Here is an 18172-nt window from a genome sequence, read left to right as displayed (position 1 = left end):
CCCCTTTTCTTAGTGCTCAGAGTCTTCTGCCAGCGGAGGCTGGAACCGACGCAAACGAAGTGCGTTGCCCAGGACAAATACACTGGATAGCGCCATCGCGCCTGCAGCAAAGATTGGTGAAAGCAGCAATCCATAGGCAGGGTACAGCAGGCCTGCTGCTACAGGGATCAATGCGGCATTATAACCAAACGCCCAAAAAAGATTTTGCCTGATGTTACCTATGGTTGCCTTAGACAATCCAATAGCATTAGGCACACCCTGTAGGTTGCCGGACATTAAGACAACATCAGCAGATTCCACCGCTATATCGGTACCTGTACCAATTGCAAGCCCAATATCTGCCACGGCTAAAGCTGGGGCATCATTAATGCCATCACCAACATAAGCGACCTTACCGTAAGACTCCTTCAACCGACGAACTGCTTCAACTTTCCCTTCTGGCAACACTTCGGCAACCACTTCATCAATACCAAGCTGTCTCGCAATCGCATTTGCTGTATTGGCATTGTCACCGGTAATCATTGCGACTTTGAGCCCCAGTTGGTGCAATGCATTTATGGCAATCGGCGTACTTGATTTAATAGGGTCAGCGACTGCGATAATGGCAGCCAGACGTCCATCAATAGCAACATAGAGTGGCGATTTTCCTTCGTTTCCAAGGCGTATCGCAGTCTTTGAAAAATACTCGATATCCAAGCCTAACTCACGCATAAATCGATCGGCCCCGACCTCTACGCGCTCTCCGTCTACGGTAGCCCTGACGCCCATCCCAGTAATTGAATCAAACTCAGTCAACGCTGGCAGCGATATCTCTTTTCCTAGAGCAGCTTCAACGATAGCGCGGGCAATAGGATGTTCCGAACGTGATTCAACAGCGGCAACTTTTGCTAATACTAAGTCAAGCTCAAACCCTTCGGCCAACTCCAGGTCTGTCATTACTGGGCGCCCTTCAGTCAAAGTACCTGTTTTGTCTACAGCGACAACCCTGGCATCTTTAAGCAACTGCAGAGCTTCTCCCTTACGGAACAAGATCCCCATTTCTGCACCACGCCCAGTACCTACCATGATAGAGGTTGGGGTAGCCAATCCCATTGCACATGGGCAGGCAATGATCAATACAGCCACGGCATTAACCAGTGCGAAAGACAGGGCCGGTGATGGCCCAAATGTTAACCAGGCAAGGAAAGTTAACAACGCTGCCAGCATCACCACAGGAACAAACCATAATGTCACCTTATCGACCACGGCTTGTATAGGTAGTTTAGAGCCCTGGGCTTGCTCTACCATTCTGATTATTTGTGACAACATCGTCTGGCCACCAACGGCTGTTGCACGCAACCTCAATGCTCCTTTCTGGTTAACAGTCCCGCCAACCATTAAGCTTCCGGGAACTTTCTCGACGGGGATAGGCTCCCCCGTTATCATCGATTCATCGACAAAACTTGTTCCTTCACTCACCTCACCATCAACAGGTATCCGCTCACCTGGTCGAACTTCGATAATGTCATCAAGGGCTACATCACTAATGGGAATATCGATGACAATGCCGTTACGCAGCACATGCGCCTCTTTGGCCTGCAATCCAACCAAACGCTTGATAGCCTCAGACGTTCGACCTTTAGCTCGCGCCTCCATAAATCGTCCTAAAAGAATAAGAGCGACGATTACCGCAGCAGCTTCGTAATACACATTGACGGTACCTTGAGGCAAAAGACCTGGAGCAAAGGTCGCAATCATTGAATAACCGAATGCAGCGAGAGTCCCGACGGAGACGAGAGAGTTCATGTCTGGGCCAAGTCTTAATAACGCGGGAATACCTTTCAGGTAAAAGCGCCGCCCCGGAATAGCCAACACCAGCAATGTTAATACAAACTGGAGATACCAGCTTTCCTGGAGCCCAATGGTATCCATTATCCATTGATGCATTCCCGGTATCACATGCGACCCCATTTCCAGAATAAATACTGGTAACGCAAGTACGGTCGCCAGAACTAAATCTTTCTTCAACGCAACCTTTTCAGCATCTTTTTTTTCTGCGGCACTATCATTATTCTGGCTTTGGTTATCAACCAGGCTGGCTTCATAACCGATTTTTTCGATAGCAGTTATGAGGTCATCAACTCCTGCGGTTCCACGTACAGTAGCTCTTTCAGTCGCTAAATTAACAGTGGCTTCTTTTACACCTTTAACCGCTCGGAGCGATTTTTCGACACGCCCTACGCATGATGCACATGTCATGCCCTGAACTGATAACTCTACAGAAGCTTGAGGAACCTCATAACCAACCTTTTCAACTGCTTCAACCAACGCCATACGATTAACGAATGCATTTAGGCGGATATCTGCACGCTCTGTTGCAAGGTTAACGCTTACGTTTTGTACGCCTTCAACCTTAGCCAGAGCGGCTTCAACTCGTCCAACGCAGCTTGCACAAGTCATTCCCTCAATGGGCAAGCTGACTTGAGTTTCACCATCATTAGAATGCTGTTTTTTTTGAATGCTCATGATGTATTTCTCATCGTTATGGTCAGATAAAGAACAACCTTAAGGCTTACCATCGTGGGAAGGTCAAGCGCATTATTTTGAACATGCCGATGCCGTGGAAGGAATGGATATAAAAACCCTTTACATGAACACATATTCATATGTTATATTGAAGGCATCATGTATAACCAACCGCTTGAGGCCCTATGTCACAATCACATGATCACGAGCATGACCATACTCCAGCAGTAACCAGTGCAAACGAGCGTAAAGTCCTTATCTCCTTCCTCATGATATTCACATTTATGGTGGTCGAAGCTGTTGGAGGGATACTTTCTGGCTCATTAGCATTGCTGGCAGATGCAGGCCACATGCTTACAGATGCAGTAGCTTTGGCGCTGGCTTATGCGGCATTCCGTTTTGGCCGTCGAGCTGCTGATAGCAAACGAACCTTTGGATATTTGCGATTTGAAGTCATCGCGGGATTCTTTAATGCCCTGACACTCTTCGCTATTGTGGCGTGGATTGCATATGAGGCATGGGAAAGGTTACAAGCTCCACCAATTATACTGGCAGGCCCAATGCTGATCGTTGCCATTGCAGGATTGTTGGTCAACATATTGGTATTATGGATCATGACCCGTGGTGAGACCGATCATGTTAATGTCAAAGGTGCTATTTTACATGTGATGGGTGATCTATTGGGTTCTGTTGGCGCTATTGTCGCCGCTATTGTCATTTACTACACGGGCTGGACACCGATTGACCCAATACTTTCCGTTCTTGTCGCAGCACTGGTTTTACGTAGTGCCTGGAAATTATTAGCAAAATCGCTGCACATCCTGTTAGAAGGAGCGCCTGAAGATGCCTCCCCAGACAAGGTGGAACAGAGACTAATCAGTTCTGTTAAGGGCTTAGCAGCCGTAAGTCATATTCATGTCTGGCAAATAACCTCAGGTCGGACGATGGCAACACTGGAAGTAAGAGCCAAGGAAGATGTGGACGTAAAAGACGTTGTGAAGCTTGTAAAACAAGAACTTTATGAGCAGTTCAAAATAGAACATGCAACTGTGGGAATCGACTGGAATTACGATCAAAACGATAATACATGCAGCCTTTCACCGACAAAACTGCGTAACGAACACGAACACGAACACGAACACGAACACGGAAAAAAGCATAACCATTCTAGTCCAGGCCACAAACATTAATCAGGCCTCTGGTGATGCACTATCAATTTAGGAGGGAGAATCATAATGTCCAGCACATCAGATTGCGGCAACATACAAGACTGTTCCGCGACAGATCATGTCGCGGAGCCAGATCTATCAATGCTCTCGCAAAACGACATTGGGCAACTTTCCGAGATTTTCCATCTACTGGGGGACCAGTCAAGACTACGAATCCTGCTTTACTGTATGCGTGGTTCGGTCTCTGTAGGCGACATTGCTGAGTCGCTCCAGTTATCACAATCTCTGGTCAGTCATCATCTGAGGTTGTTACGAAGTGCAAGGCTTGTTCGCGGAGAGAGAAAGGGTAAGTACATATTTTATAGCATAATGGATCACCATGTAAGTCATGTTCTTCAGGACATGGTATTTCACATAGCTGAAGAATAACCCGAATGAATTTTGATAAGTAGAGCTTGTGTAATTCCAACTCACCTTAGTTTTTCATTACTTTGGTGAGTTGTTTCATCATTAATTTATTAAAACCTTAATAATTAACCTTTTAATAATGAAACCTGCCCCCTTCCCTTGTATGTAATAAATACCTGATGGTTCACTATCACCAGATAAAGCGAAGTGAGCAGGCCACCTCATGAAGGAGAAACCTTGCTTTGCAAGCTTATTGAATAGCCACGGATAATCTAGTTTGTCTGACCTGCCCCCACGATTAGATACAACACTCAGTTAGTAACGTCGGAATCTTCATTCTCAGAATGACCCTTTCTCCAGCCCGCTGCAAATTCAGACGGTGTCTGATAATTCAGCGTGGAGTGCGGGCGGCATTCGTTATAATCCTGCCGCCAGTCATTAATAATTTTCCTGGCATGAACGATATCGCTGAACCAGTGCTCATTCAAACATTCATCGCGAAATCGTCCGTTAAAGCTCTCAATATATCCGTTCTGCGTTGGCTTGCCCGGCTGGATTAAGCGCAACTCAACACCATGCTCAAAGGCCCATTGATCCAGTGCACGGCAAGTGAACTCCGGCCCCTGGTCAGTTCTTATCGTCGCCGGATAGCCTCGAAACAGTGCAATGCTGTCCAGAATACGCGTGACCTGAACGCCTGAAATCCCAAAGGCAACAGTGACCGTCAGGCATTCCTTTGTGAAATCATCGACGCAGGTAAGACACTTGATCCTGCGACCGGTGGAAAGTGCGTCCATGACGAAATCCATCGACCAGGTCAGATTGGGCGCCGCCGGACGGAGCAGCGGCAGACGTTCTGTTGCCAGCCCTTTACGACGTCTTCTGCGTTTTACGCCCAGGCCACTGAGGTGATAAAGCCGGTACACGCGCTTATGATTAACATGAAGCCCTTCACGGCGCAGCAACTGCCAAATACGACGGTAGCCAAAACGCCTGCGCTCCAGTGCCAGCTCAGTGATGCGCCCTGATAAATGCGCATCAGCAGCCGGACGGTGAGCCTCATAGCGGCAGGTCGACAGGGATAAACCTGTAAGCCTGCAGGCACGACGTTGCGACAGACCGGTCGCATCACACATCAACATCACGGCTTCCCGCTTCTGGTCTGTCGTCAGTACTTTCGCCCAAGAGCCACCTGAAGCGCCTCTTTATCCAGCATGGCTTCGGCAAGCAGCTTCTTGAGTCTGGCGTTCTCTTCCTCAAGCGACTTCAGGCGCTTAACTTCAGGCACCTCCATACCGCCATACTTCTTACGCCAGGTGTAAAACGTGGCATCGGAAATGGCATGCTTGCGGCAGAGTTCACGGGCGGGTACCCCAGCTTCGGCTTCGCGGAGAATACTGATGATCTGTTCGTCGGAAAAACGCTTCTTCATGGGGATGTCCTCATGTGGCTTATGAAGACATTACTAACATCGGGGTGTACTAATCAACGGGGAGCAGGTCAATGGACTGGAAAACTATGCTTTGCTAGAAGGTTTCCTGGATTTAAATGAAAGTTGGGAAACCAGGGGAAAACAAGATTCTGCAACCCGCTATGTTATAGGTGCCATGCAACCGGTTGATAACCGCTATACCGAAATTTCTTTTGAAACTGCCAAGCGTATTGAGAACCAACTGGTAAAGAAATTAGATCTTAATCTGGAGTTTCGTGTCCAAGGCTCTGTACCACTGGATATTCATATTAAAAGTTTCAGTGATGTGGATCTGCTGATTATAGACACTCAGATGCTTATTTATGATAGCGACGGTATTGGCCGCTACACCCCTACGAACAAAAATGATGGGGATGTCATCCTTGAACTCAGGGATGCCGCTAGGGATGCCCTGAAAGCAACTTTCCCTGCGGCAGATGTTGATGACAACAACGCCAAATCTTTGAGAATAACGGGAGGGTCTTTGCAGAGAGAAGTGGATGTGGTGCCAAGCATCTGGTGGGATACCAAAGAGTACCAACATACTAAAGATGTAGATCAACGTGGGGTCACTATTATAGATAAAAACACACGTCAACGTATCTACAACCTACCTTTCCTCCACATCAAACGAATTAAAGACAAATGCGATCAATGTAATGGAGGATTGCGTAAGTCTATTCGTTTTCTTAAGACACTAAAAGCGGATAGTGAAGCTGAGGGTACTAAAATTGAACTCAGTAGTTATGATATTGCCTCGCTGATGTACCACGCAGATGGTAACAATCTCCGACATAGCCAATACTACGAGCTGGCTGTCCTTGTAGAGACTCACAGATGGCTAAATTATCTTGCACAGAACCCTAATGCTGCAATGCTGCTCTACGTTCCAAATGGCACCAGAAAGATAATTGACAAGAATGAAACTTTTGCCGAATTGCTTAAACTGACGGGAATGGTCAATAGTATTGTCACTGAGGTGCTGCGTGAAATAACCGGCCAGCCTACTGAATATTACACACCCGCCAAAGGAATTTTACTTATAAAACAAGCGGTTTACTAACAGGATGCTATCAAGATCCACTTAATAAGTGGATCTTGAATCATCCGCGACTATTTGCCGGACAGCGCTAGTCATTCCGGCTTAAGCGCTATTATGAGATTTATTTCCAGTTTAGTATGAGTCTCCGTACTAATCGTTGATTGAAGAGACATACATGCTGGATAACTCTTAATGGGGTCAGTTTGGATATCGAAAATTATTGTACGTTAAGGCTGATTTTTTGTAAGTACCCCACTTAAACGCCCCATTCTCTTTCAGAGACCCTCTGGCACATGGATTAGGTTTTCCGAAAGCGAACTTCCGCTCTTCGCTCATAGATGCCGGTCAAACATCCCGCATTCAGCATGTGAGGCGGTAGCCTCATCTCTGATGTACTGAATAACAGTAACGTCTTGCTGGTGTGTCTATCCCGGCTTTACCATGACGTATAGCGATAGGGTCAGTGGGTTCGTAAATGCTCAACGGCACTCTCAGTGAGAGTCAGTACCGATTTAACGCTGATGCTTATTCTATCGATAATGGCCTGCCGGGGACCATGACGCCATGCTTCGCTATCATAAAAGGTGTCCTGGGCAGTTTTCAGGTGAGAGAGGCTGTTATAAGCCCTGATCAGATAGTAAGCATCGTCGTCATGTGCTGATATACCATAAGAAATAACATCCATTCCCACTGAACGGTGAAGTGGAACACTCACTTCTTTCATTATTCTATGAAAGTCTTTTCCAGTACCGGGTTTGAGGGTGTACAGCAAAAATTCGACAGTTTTCATCTTCGATATCCTATTCTGTTTTTCTCATCATAGCGAATTATGGCGACGTGTAGTCGTGAAACCGAACAGAAGAACTGGACTGCCAGGCTGTCCCCAGCAGTTATGGCTCTGAATGTCTCATGCGTGCCAGGAGCGGACGTTGCTAACATAGAGATGCTCTAATCTGCAAGGAGCAGCTCCCCCTTTATCAGACAATCTTGTCTGACGCTCCGGACAGAAATATGCTGGTTTTATCTGTTCAGAACACTGAACTATGTTCGGGAAATCACAGAGTCAGGCTAACGGAATAGAATAGTGAGCGGTGTCTTAACCCCTTAAATCGTAAAAGCACCGGTTGATAGCTGATGATGAACGCTTCTCTGATTTAACCAAGCATCGGCATTGAGAATGAATCAAAAAAGTGAAAATATCAAAGGGTAATAGCCTCCGTTTGAACCGGACACCTCACCAGTAAGACATAGTCATAGAGCTATGTTTAAGGAGTGTCCTGTGCAAAGAATCGAAGTGATCACTGGCGAGCAAAAACGCCGTCGTTATACTCCTGAAGAGAAAGCCCGTTTTGTTGCGCTCGCCATGCAGCCCGGCTACACCGTCTCACTCGTTGCCCGGCAATATGACATCACACCCAGTCTTCTTTTTAAGTGGAAACGGCTCATGAACGAGGGTGGAAAGTCTGCGATCGTCGCTGGCGACGAGGTCGTCAGTGTCTCCGAGGTCCAAGCGCTGGAGAAAAAAGTCAAACAGCTTGAACAAATGCTGGGCCGCAAGACGATGGAAGCCGAAATCCATAGGAACGCGCTTGAGATAGCCTAGGCAAAAAAGTTGATATCGCGCATGCCATTGCTGCCACCGGACGATACCTCCTCATCCGAATAGCAGAAGTGCTCTGCGTATCGCGTTCGAATCTTTATGAACGGCTGCTAAAGAAGCGCCAGCAGCGGCCAGCCCGCTATAGCAAAGATGATGACGCCCGACTGTTACCGCTTATCCGCCAGATATGCAGCGAGCGGGCGACAAACGGCTACCGTCGCGTGACGGCACACCTCAATCGTGCGCTGAAGGAACAAAACTGGCGGGTTAACCACAAACGCATTTACCGGATCATGCAGGCGAATAACCTGTTGCTGGCAAAATCTGGCCATAGAAAGCCAGAGCACAGTCATACCGGCAACGTCGTGACACTCAAGCCGGATACGCACTGGTGTTGAAATCCGCTGCTTGAATCGGGAAGTCGTGCGGGTAGTGTTCAGCCTTGACTGCTGTGATCGCGAAGCCATCTGCTGGTCGGCGACAACAGGTGGAATAAACAGCGTTATGGTGCAGGATCTGCTGACAGAGAGTGTGGAAAAGCGCTTTGGCAATACGCTTTACCTGCCACATGCCGTTGAGTGGCTGACCGATAATGGCTGTTGCTACATAGCGGACTCAATAAGAACGTTCGCCACCTCACTCAGGTTCATCGTGTGTACGACGCCAGTGCGCAGTCCGGAGAGCAATGGGATGGCTGAATCGTTCGTTAAAACGTTCAAGCGTGACTACGTGTATGTTAATGACCTGCCGGATGCCATGACAGTGATGTGAAAACTGACGGAATGGATGGAAGACTATAATAACTGGCATCCCCATAAAGGGCTGAAAATGCAGTCACCAAGGGAATACAGAAGTTCGCTGCTAGCTATAAATTAACCGTGTCCGTTTTAGCGGGGGCAACTCCACAAAGAGGACGTGGAGCTAAAATATTTGCACGGATAAAAAACCATACTTAACTATTAGTATTACATTAAAAAAATACGGACTCTTTATCAGCAGTCCGCTAAAGTCTATTCAAGGAAAAAACATGTGGCATATCAAGCATTAAAAATTAGTATATAGTGGCAGATTTTATCAAGGTATATATTCCTATAGATACCCTAAAATGATTATCTATTAATCCCCTAATTTAGCGGTCATATGCACTCGATTACCAGTATACGCAGAGAGAATTTTGTATGACGTTTGTGCTTCTTTTGCTTTAGCAGCAATTTTTGCTTCTGCACTGTCAAGAGTGGAAGCAGTTACGCTGACCGTCTGCGCCATACCAGAGAATGAGACAACAGAGAGAAAACCAGCTGCTGCGAGAAGTTTGATATTTTTCATAGTGATAACCCTAGTAAAGTTAATGTTCATCATAAGAGCATACTGCTCGTTTCCTGTTGATGAGCATTAAAAACCCTGCAACTACTATAGGGTCAATACTTTTTATTGTATTTTTTATATAGCGCTGACTGTCTTGAACATCCACTTATCGAGAAATTTTTCTTAAACAATAAAATTCACTCATAATCAATAAGATATGGCAATTTTTATATCGTTTTACACTGAAGATATTTTTTCTTACCCCATTTATATAGGTTTCAAAATATGTCTTTGCAGGTAATTGGAGGCTGGAACTCACGCATTCCTATCCCCTTCCCTTCAAACAACTCTAGCTTTACTCTGATCAAAAGAATAAATACCCAGACATTAAATCACGTGACATGAAATGCCAAAACTGTCTAAATAAACTGGACTGACCCCAGGATTAGATATAACCTTCAATTAGTAATGTCGGTTGGTTTTTCTTCATATTTCCCGTTTCGCCAGCCTGCTGGAAATTCAGCTGGAGTCTGGTAATCCAGCGATGAATGTGGACGGCACTCGTTATAATCCTGCCGCCAGTCATTAATCGTTTTCCTGGTGTGAACTGATCCTACCCACGTAATGTGGACACGGCCCTAAGCAAGGTTCTGGTTTTCAAATTGTTCAGGACTGAGCCCACCACAGGCACTGTGGCGACGCCAGCGATTGTAATCGCACTCAATATAATTAAATACAGTTGTTCTCATCATTTCCCGGCTGATAAAGCGTTCACCGTGGATGCATTCCACTTTCAGCGAGTGGAAGAAGCTTTCCACACACGCATTGTCGTAACAGCAGCCTTTCGCGCTCATGCTCCCGCGCAGATTATGCCGCTTCAGCAACGCCTGATAGTCCGCTGAACAGTACTGGCTGCCACGGTCAGTATGAACAATGACATTTTTCGGGCGTTTACGCCGCCACAGCGCCATCTGCAACGCATCGCAGGTCAGTTGTGCCGTCATTCGCGGTGCCATTGACCAGCCGATGACAGCTCGCGACCACAGGTCAATCACCACTGCCAGATACAGCCAGCCTTCATCGGTGCGTAAGTAGGTGATGTCTCCCGACCACTTCTGATTCGGGCCGCTGGCGTAAAAGTCCTGCTTCAGCAGGTTCTCAGACACAGGCAAGCCATGCTCACGATAACTGACCGGGCTGAACTTGCGGGCTGCCTTTGCCCGAAGCCCCTGGCGACGCAGGCTGCCAGCTATCGTTTTGATGTTGTAGGCCGGGAGCTCATCCGCAAGCCGTGGCGCACCATACCGTTGTTTTGCATCAGTGAATGCTCTGAGAACCGCGGCATCACAGGCCAGACGGAACTGCTGTCGCGTGTTTATCTGATGACGCCGGGAGCACCAGGCATACCAGCCGCTACGGGCCACGCGCAGCACCCGGCACATGGCTTTGATGGTGAACTCAGCCTGATATTTTTCGATAAAAACATACTTCATTTCAGGAGCTTCGCGAAGTATGTCGCGGCCTTTTGGAGAATAGCCAGCTCCTCTGCCAGCTCCGCAAGCTGGCGTTTAAGCCGGGCATTTTCAGCATCCAGTTCGCTTTCGCGTGCAGATGATGTCAGTTGTTGCTGTTGTTTTTTTCGCCAGCCATAGAGTTGCGATTCATACAAACTGAGTTCGCGGGCAGCGGCAGCGACGCCAATGCGTTCAGCAAGCTTCAGAGCTTCCTGGCGGAATTCGGGAGTGTGCTGTTTACGCGGCTTTTTACTGACGGTTACTGATTTAGTCATGTGAGCTACCTCTGGTTGAGAGTTTACTCACTTAGTCGCGTGTCCACTATTGGCGGGTATCTGTGCCAACAGCTCTCAGGCCAAGGGCCGCGTTAAGCGCGCCAACCTGACGCTGCAGGAGCGGCTGGTTAAGGAGATGTGCCTGGAGAATATCACCTGCATTGATGCCGCCAACGCCTGGATCGAAACGTTCATCAGCGACTTCAACCACCGCTTTGCCAGACTGGCAAAATACCCGAAAAACCTTCACCGCACGGTCTAGAGAGCCACCTGGAACTGGACGACATTTTCGCCTGGCAGACGCTTCGGACGCTCTCAAAAGCACTGACTTTTCAGTATGAAAAAATCCTTTATCTGGTTGATCCCACTGACGAAAACTCACGCATAGTCGGAGAAGAAATCCTCGCTTTTGATTATACGGACGGTACGCTCAAATTCCGCCATGGAAACAGAACACTGAAATATCAGATGTTCGATAAGCTGGACTGCATCAGTCAGGGGCGCATCGTTGATAACAAAAGGCTTGACGCGGTGCTGAAGCTGGCGAAGGAAAAACAGGATGAGCTTGAAGCCGCAGGAAAAAGAAAGGCGCAGCCAGAGTATGCCTAAAAGGCGGGCACAGATTCAGGCTCAGCTCAGAGCCATCAATCCGGTTCTGGCTGAACCCTCTCTTTTCAAATCAAGCCTGAAAAAATGAGCTCACTGCCCTTTTTTCTTCATCAGAAATCAGCAGAAAGTGACATTTAAAACCGGGAAATCAGGGTGACATTATCAATAAGGAAAGACAGCGAGTATAATAGTTGTAATATCCGCACCTCCCCAGAACATCTGAATTTGTCTTTGACAGAAAGAACCGCGCTTCCGGCAGGAAGCCGGCCCCCTTGAAAACTCTCTTATCCTGTTAAAAAGCCTGATATGGTTCGGAGTTAGTCGGTGTTTCCTCCGGCAATAGTGCAGTTGGCTTCACAACAGCGTACATTATCACATCAGATTTATGCCAAAACGGCGTAACGCACTGGCCCACAAAAAGAAAATAAGGACGGTTACGACGCAGCAGCTACCCAGCGTGATCCAAAAGCCAAATCGCTGACAGAAAACAGGGAATAGTAAAAACATAGGTAGTGTCGGCACTACATACCAGAATGTATACCACGCATGATTGGCTATTTTTTGCTGACTCTGTCCTTCCAGCTTCATCCACACGAGCACAAGCACAGTAACCAGGGGAAGCGCGGCGACAAGACCACCAAGCCGATCACTACGCTTGGCAACTTCAGAGATAAAAACAACCATTCCGGCGGTGATCGCGTACTTAATCAGTAGCCATAACATCATAAACCCTCACTAATCCTGTAAGTTAACGGCCCTGCACCGACCTATCTCCCCAGCGCAATCCCGGTTTCGCGGTGTCTGTTACGGCCGTATTTTCTCATGCCTCGTCAGCCACGGTGAGGCTCTTTCAAGAGCTGGGTTGTATGAAAACGAAAAAACACAGCCAACAATAATTTACAAAATAACTTATTGACCCTGTATTTACTACAGGGTTTTTAATGCACATCAACAGGTGAGACGGCGATGATGCCGGTATCACCAGATGACCAGATAACCCAAGGAATATGACCATGAAAAATATCAAACTGCTTGTTGCTGCCAGTATGCTCTCCGTAGTCTCTTTCTCTGGCTTCGCCCAGTCAGTCAGTGTTACTGCTGACACACTCAGCAACGCGGAAGCGAAAATTGCCGCTATCGCCAAGGAATCCGGTGCTTCGTCCTACCGCATCACCAGTGCTGACCAGAACAACTTTGCCCGCATGACTGCAGTCCTAGATAAGTAACCCGGGACTGTACTACCCTGAACCTGACCAGTTAACGCAAGAGATGGTCGCAGAGCAAATAGCCGGACTGGCTGTCCCCCAGTGGGATGCATCTGGTTCCGCTGGCGACCTCACACGCAATCCCTCACTGTAACGTTTTCTGATCTCACCACGCTGGCCATAACAGATTGCCCTAGCCACTGCATTACGACCTTCTCTCCGGTTAAGCTGAGTCAGGATACGTCGGCGATAATACTCATCATAAATATAATTAAGAAGGTATAAATTGCTTCATTCGGCGCACTATTGTAAACGTTTTTGGCGGGACAGGATGTACTTGTGTGTACGAAACCGAGGGCCAACAATAAATATTGATTTAATGCAAAGGCCCATATAAGATTGATTTACAAGGTGATGGTGCTCCACCTTTCCCAACCGCCGGTTTTTCAACACCGGATGATGGCGCCTGATATACAGATGAAGTTGTCCTCTTATAGGCATGTATGTCAGGTATAGCTATGCAAAATAAAACCACATTACCGCTTACCGCAGAATCTCTCTCTTTTCAAAGAGATAATCCGATTTATGTCTTCGGTCATCGAAATCCTGACAGCGATGCTATTTGCAGCGCGCTGGTTGTGGCTGACTGGCTTAATTACACCGGTCGTCCCGCAACGCCCTGGCGCCTGGGGGATATCACCCCGGAAACCCGTTATATCCTCAACGCTGCGGGTGTTTCACAACCCGATTTACTCACCGTCGATCTGACAGATAAAACCGTATGGCTGGTTGATTTTACGGATGCAGAGCAGGGACCGTCTTCGCTGATGGACAGCAACGTCATCGGCATCATTGACCATCATCGTATTGGTACCCTTGTTACCCGCAATCCACCGGATGTCTGGGTGCGGGCGGTAGGATGCTGCGGAACAGTAATTCTCTCAATTCTCATGCATGACATTCCGATGCCGCTGACTGCCGCTCAGGCTGTGTTGCTGATGGGGGCGATCCTCAGTGATACCGTTGCGCTGACGGGTCCCACCACCACCACTCAGGATCAGGAATCCGTGGCTGTTTTGCGGGAAATCGCCGGTATCGATTATGACCAGTTTGTGACAGGGCTGCTGCGAGCCAAAACAGATATAACCGGGCAATCCGCGTCGGTTTTACTCAATCGTGACGCCAAAAATTACCGGATCCATGATGTGCCGCTGTTGTTGTCACAAATTGAGGTCCGCGACATGGCTGATATTACTCCCCTGTTGCCTGAGCTACTGCAGGAAATGGATAAAACCTGCAAGGACAGCGTGCTGGACATGGTGATCCTGATGGTGACAGACATTACCAGCCGGAACTCCGTTTTGCTTTTTTCAGACAGCAGCCTGACAGGCTCCCGCCAGGTATCGCTGCCCGGCATGACAAGCCGGAAAAAAGAAATCCTCCCCTGGCTGACCAACCGCTTCGCTTCTTATAAGAGGTGATTTATGCAAATTTACCGGCATGCCTTGTTACTTGTACAGAATGAAACCGATGGTCTGCTGTTGCTTGAGCAGGCAGAACGTCTGGCAAAAGAGATGGGCACCCGTATTACTGTCGGGCATCTCAGTGCTGACTATAGGGAACTGGATTATACCAGTGACTCATTAACCAAAGACCGTCAGTCCCGCGAAGTTATTGATGCAAAGGCAATGCTTAGCCGTCTGGTGGAGTCCAGCAGTATTGATATCAACGTCAGGTCCATCGTCAGCATCCATCGTTTCCGGGACGTTGAGGCCGTTGTTCAGCATGAAGATATCGATCTGGTCATGCTGGGGCATGAAAACCGCCTGTTCGGGGTTTTTTCCTCCTTTTCTTTCGAATTCATCAATCACCTTTCTGTTGATGTTCTGATTAAACATATTCCAGCCCCTTAAAAGAAGGTCAAACTTATGAGCTTTGAAATTGAATGTATCATCGCAAGAGAAATTCTGGATTCCCGCGGTAACCCGACCGTAGAGGTTGAAGTGACTTCTGTAGGGGGCAGTATGGCCCGTGCCTCCGTTCCTTCCGGTGCCAGCACCGGCTCCCGTGAAGCCATCGAGCATCGCGATGATGACAAGACACGTTTTGGCGGTAAAGGTGTTCAGGATGCGGTCCAGTGCGTCAATACCGAAATTAACGATGCCCTGCAGGGCTACGATGTACGCCGCCAGAAAGAAATCGACAACTGTCTGATTGCCCTTGATGGCACAGAAAACAAAGGCCGGCTGGGTGCTAATGCGATCCTTGGCGTATCGCTGGCAGTATCCCGCCTGGCGGCACAACTATCCTCTACCCCGCTCTACCGCTATCTGGGTGGCGTCGGCGCGAATCTGCTGCCGGTTCCCTGTATGAATATCATTAACGGCGGAGTTCATGCCCGCTGGCAGGGCGCTGATTTTCAGGAGTTTATGATTGCACCATGGGGAGCCTCTTCCGTACGCGAAGCTATTCGCTGGGGCAGTGAGGTCTACCAGGCCCTGCGTCAGGTCCTGCTGGAAAAAGGTTTATCCGCCGGCGTGGGCGATGAAGGCGGTTTTGCACCGGCCGTTTCCTCAAACCGTCAGCCGCTGGAGCTTATCGTGGAGGCAATTAGCAAGGCGGGATACCGCCCAGGCGAAGATATCGTTATTTGCATGGATCCGGCCTCCAGTGAATTCTACGTCGATGGGAAATATACCCTGCGTACCGAAAATACCCGGCTCAGCGCCGACGAAATGACCCGCTACTATGAGCAACTGGTGAAGGATTTCCCGATAGTCCTGATTGAAGATGGCCTTGCGGAAGACGACTGGGCCGGCTGGCAGCTCCTGCACCGCGCGCTCGGCGATAAAGTTGAGCTGGTTGGCGATGATATCTTTGTGACCAATGTGAAATATATCCAGCGAGGTATCGATGAAAACCTGGCCAATGCCGCATTGATCAAACTGAACCAGATAGGCACCCTGAGTGAAACCATCGAAGCCGTCCAGTTGTGTCAGGATAACAACTGGGGAACCTTTATTTCGCACCGGAGCGGGGAAACCGTGGACAGCTTCATTGCAGATATGACCGTCGGCCTGCGGGCTGGTCACCTGAAAACCGGTGCACCCAGCCGTGGGGAGCGCATTGAGAAATACAATCAACTGATGCGTATTGAAGATGAATTAGGTGATGCCGCCATCTTCGCCGGTAAAGCCGCCTTCAAAAAACGCTGATTCCGTCACCCTTCCCGTATGCTCAGATACGGGAAGGGGTAGGGTGGTTCTGTGAACGGAAAAATACTCATACTGTAACAGCAACGGGGATCCAGGCAAACTGTCTGGTTTTCCTGATCGCTGATGCCTTTTTTAATATACTGCCGGATGATACCAGTGCCGTTGTAATCGCGCTGTTCATCGGGAGCGGTGCCCATCTTCTGATGCGTCACCTCCTTGACCGGAGTCCAGGTAAATCCGGGTAATCAGTACAAACAACTCAACGGGTTCAGGTCCTTCCGGTTCAGTTGTGGGTGACAGACAGGTAGTTGTTATGGGGAAAATTATTTTACTCCGCCATGGCGAAAGTTAGTTGAATCGCAAAATCGTTTTACCGGATGGGAAAATGTCCCGCTGATGCTGAAAGGAGTGGAGGAAACCCGGCGCGCAGCAAACCTGATAAAACGGTCCGGAATCAGTGTGCCACTACAATCATAGATGGAGCCTGCACATCCGTTCTGAACCGGGCAATTCATTCGCTCTGGCTGATAATGGAAGCGCTGAATCAATTGTGGTTACCGGTGGACAAATCATGGCGGTTAAATGAACGTCATTACGGTGCGCTTCAGGGAATGAACAAAGATGAAGCCACTCAACAGATTGGCCAGAAAATCGTTTATCACTGGCGGAGGAGCTATCGTGGTATCTCCCCTCCGTTGCCGGATGCACCTGCTTCACTTCATCGTGAGGCACGTTATCGTCATGTGTCCCTGACGGATTTGCCGGGGGGAGAAAGTCTGGAAATGACGCAACGAAGGTTGTTGCCTTACTGGCACCACGTCATTGTCCTGCGCGTCGCCAGTGGCGAAACCATGTTGCTGGTCAGTCATGCTAATACACTGCGTGCGCTGACCATGTTTATTGAGCAGATTGATGAAAATAAGGTTCCCGATCTGCATGTCCTGACGGGAATCCCCGTACTGTATGAAATGAATGAAAAACGGGCCATCACCGCACGTTATTCCCTTGAATGACGGTCTGATGGTGCCCTGATTTCAGCGAGGTGGTATGTACAAATCATTATTCGCGGTGGTGATAGGCGGATCGATCGGCTGTGTGATCCGCTGGATACTGTCCATGCGTCTCAATGCACTTTTCCCCAATCTTCCACCTGGTACCCTGGTGGTTAATCTGGTTGGCGGATTTATCATCGGTATGGCACTGGCCTTTTTTGTCCGGCAGCCTCACCTTGATCCCGCCTGGAAGTTTTTTATTACCACCGGCATATGTGGCGGTATGACAACCTTTTCCACCTTTTCTGCTGAGGTGGTGGTGTTACTTCAGAATGGCAATTATGCATGGGCTGTCATTTCCGTACTGACGCACGTAACTGGCTCGCTTCTGATGACTGCCACTGGTTTCTTTGTGATGACACTGCTGTAAAAGCATATGCGCCATACACTTAACCGCGCCATGTCTCCGGCAGATTTTCATTTTATCGCCATAACAACATACCTGACCTGCCGGGTCAGGTATTTCCGGAGAAGGGTGTATGGAGATGCTCCCTGAGAATATCGTGAAGGGACTTTCCGAAGCCGAGGTGCAGACCCGGCTGGGTCAATGTGGCTATAACGAAGTGCGTGAACAGCCTCCGGACCAGGTGCGTGCTATCCTCAAACGTCTGCTGGGTCCCATCCCCTGGATGCTCGAAATTGCGCTGGTACTTGAAGTGGTTCTGGGAAAGACGACTGAACCAGTGCGCGCTCAGACAACGACGAACCATCCATTCACCTCATTCGGAGGTCACAGATAGTCGCTGTCTCACACGCCGAATCCCCTCCTGAGTTCACCACGATCCAGCAGGTCATGGCGGCG

15 protein-coding genes, 4 pseudogenes and 1 riboswitch are annotated in these 18172 nt (G+C 48.5%); of the genes and pseudogenes, 12 read left to right on the top strand and 7 right to left on the bottom strand.

Translation table 11 applies throughout. From position 1 onward, the window contains the following. Window positions 1-9: 9 nt before the first annotated feature. Window positions 10-2505 (bottom strand): heavy metal translocating P-type ATPase, encoded by a 2496-nt coding sequence (locus tag GNG29_RS01920; protein ID WP_009654818.1) that lies wholly within the window; start codon window positions 2503-2505, stop codon window positions 10-12. A gap of 185 nt (window positions 2506-2690) precedes the next feature. Between GNG29_RS01920 and GNG29_RS01915 the strand changes: the two genes are divergently transcribed. Continuing rightward, window positions 2691-3695, top strand: coding sequence for a cation diffusion facilitator family transporter (locus GNG29_RS01915; protein ID WP_009654826.1), 1005 nt, complete (start codon window positions 2691-2693; stop codon window positions 3693-3695). A gap of 45 nt (window positions 3696-3740) precedes the next feature. After that, window positions 3741-4103 (top strand): helix-turn-helix transcriptional regulator, encoded by a 363-nt coding sequence (locus tag GNG29_RS01910; protein ID WP_016154435.1) that lies wholly within the window; start codon window positions 3741-3743, stop codon window positions 4101-4103. Between the two features lie 290 nt (window positions 4104-4393). Here the strand turns inward: GNG29_RS01910 and GNG29_RS01905 are convergent. Further along, window positions 4394-5514 (bottom strand): IS3-like element ISSen4 family transposase gene (locus tag GNG29_RS01905; protein WP_156653759.1). Its coding sequence is split into 2 segments (ribosomal slippage): window positions 4394-5256 and window positions 5256-5514, totalling 1122 coding nucleotides; the frame shifts between segments, so codons are not numbered across the junction. Between the two features lie 91 nt (window positions 5515-5605). On the opposite strand from GNG29_RS01905, the gene GNG29_RS01900 reads away from it, so the two are divergent. Next, window positions 5606-6616: a hypothetical protein gene (locus tag GNG29_RS01900; RefSeq protein WP_231736578.1), complete on the top strand. Its 1011-nt coding sequence runs from the start codon at window positions 5606-5608 to the stop codon at window positions 6614-6616. 439 nt (window positions 6617-7055) lie between these two features. Here the strand turns inward: GNG29_RS01900 and GNG29_RS01895 are convergent, their stop codons facing one another. Next, window positions 7056-7385 (bottom strand): NIPSNAP family protein, encoded by a 330-nt coding sequence (locus tag GNG29_RS01895; RefSeq protein WP_016154439.1) that lies wholly within the window; start codon window positions 7383-7385, stop codon window positions 7056-7058. 489 nt (window positions 7386-7874) lie between these two features. On the opposite strand from GNG29_RS01895, the pseudogene GNG29_RS01890 reads away from it, so the two are divergent. Further along, window positions 7875-9071, top strand: a pseudogene (locus tag GNG29_RS01890) (IS3 family transposase). A gap of 240 nt (window positions 9072-9311) precedes the next feature. Here the strand turns inward: GNG29_RS01890 and GNG29_RS01885 are convergent. Both GNG29_RS01885 and GNG29_RS01875 read right to left on the bottom strand, forming a co-directional pair. Then, complete coding sequence (locus tag GNG29_RS01885; protein WP_032443218.1) at window positions 9312-9521, bottom strand: YdgH/BhsA/McbA-like domain containing protein; 210 nt, start codon at window positions 9519-9521, stop codon at window positions 9312-9314. A 437-nt stretch (window positions 9522-9958) separates the two neighbouring features. Next, window positions 9959-11289: pseudogene (locus tag GNG29_RS01875) on the bottom strand (IS3 family transposase). A gap of 58 nt (window positions 11290-11347) precedes the next feature. Here GNG29_RS01875 and GNG29_RS23245 point away from each other — a divergent pair. Next, window positions 11348-11986, top strand: a pseudogene (locus tag GNG29_RS23245) (ISNCY family transposase); the annotation flags it as partial. Between the two features lie 284 nt (window positions 11987-12270). On the opposite strand, the gene GNG29_RS01865 reads toward GNG29_RS23245, so the two are convergent. Then, window positions 12271-12621, bottom strand: coding sequence for a DUF3147 family protein (locus GNG29_RS01865; protein ID WP_016154441.1), 351 nt, complete (start codon window positions 12619-12621; stop codon window positions 12271-12273). 290 nt (window positions 12622-12911) lie between these two features. On the opposite strand from GNG29_RS01865, the gene GNG29_RS01860 reads away from it, so the two are divergent. After that, complete coding sequence (locus GNG29_RS01860; protein ID WP_009652456.1) at window positions 12912-13124, top strand: YdgH/BhsA/McbA-like domain containing protein; 213 nt, start codon at window positions 12912-12914, stop codon at window positions 13122-13124. A 120-nt stretch (window positions 13125-13244) separates the two neighbouring features. On the opposite strand, the pseudogene GNG29_RS23495 reads toward GNG29_RS01860, so the two are convergent. Then, window positions 13245-13388, bottom strand: a pseudogene (locus GNG29_RS23495) (Tn3 family transposase); the annotation flags it as partial. A gap of 116 nt (window positions 13389-13504) precedes the next feature. Further along, a riboswitch (Fluoride riboswitch) is annotated at window positions 13505-13579 on the top strand. Between the two features lie 42 nt (window positions 13580-13621). Here GNG29_RS23495 and GNG29_RS01850 point away from each other — a divergent pair. From GNG29_RS01850 to GNG29_RS01825, 6 genes are all read left to right on the top strand, one after another. Beyond that, a complete protein-coding gene (locus GNG29_RS01850; RefSeq protein WP_009652407.1) occupies window positions 13622-14584 on the top strand; it encodes a DHHA2 domain-containing protein in 963 nt (320 codons plus the stop codon). Window positions 14585-14587: 3 nt separating this feature from the next. Then, window positions 14588-15016 carry a universal stress protein gene (locus tag GNG29_RS01845; RefSeq protein ID WP_009652460.1) on the top strand — a complete coding sequence of 143 codons (429 nt, stop codon included), beginning with the start codon at window positions 14588-14590 and terminating at the stop codon, window positions 15014-15016. Window positions 15017-15031: 15 nt separating this feature from the next. Beyond that, window positions 15032-16318, top strand: coding sequence for a phosphopyruvate hydratase (gene eno / locus GNG29_RS01840; RefSeq protein WP_009652415.1), 1287 nt, complete (start codon window positions 15032-15034; stop codon window positions 16316-16318). Window positions 16319-16695: 377 nt separating this feature from the next. Then, complete coding sequence (locus tag GNG29_RS01835; RefSeq protein WP_223175621.1) at window positions 16696-17331, top strand: 2,3-bisphosphoglycerate-dependent phosphoglycerate mutase; 636 nt, start codon at window positions 16696-16698, stop codon at window positions 17329-17331. 34 nt (window positions 17332-17365) lie between these two features. Further along, window positions 17366-17740: a fluoride efflux transporter CrcB gene (crcB, locus tag GNG29_RS01830; RefSeq protein WP_016154442.1), complete on the top strand. Its 375-nt coding sequence runs from the start codon at window positions 17366-17368 to the stop codon at window positions 17738-17740. 109 nt (window positions 17741-17849) lie between these two features. Then, complete coding sequence (locus tag GNG29_RS01825) at window positions 17850-18110, top strand: cation-transporting P-type ATPase (RefSeq protein WP_016154443.1); 261 nt, start codon at window positions 17850-17852, stop codon at window positions 18108-18110. Window positions 18111-18172 lie beyond the last annotated feature (62 nt).

Source organism: Leclercia sp. Colony189 (assembly GCF_009740165.1).
Taxonomy (GTDB): Bacteria; Pseudomonadota; Gammaproteobacteria; order Enterobacterales; family Enterobacteriaceae; genus Enterobacter.
This window is presented reverse-complemented; position numbering and strand designations above follow the sequence as displayed.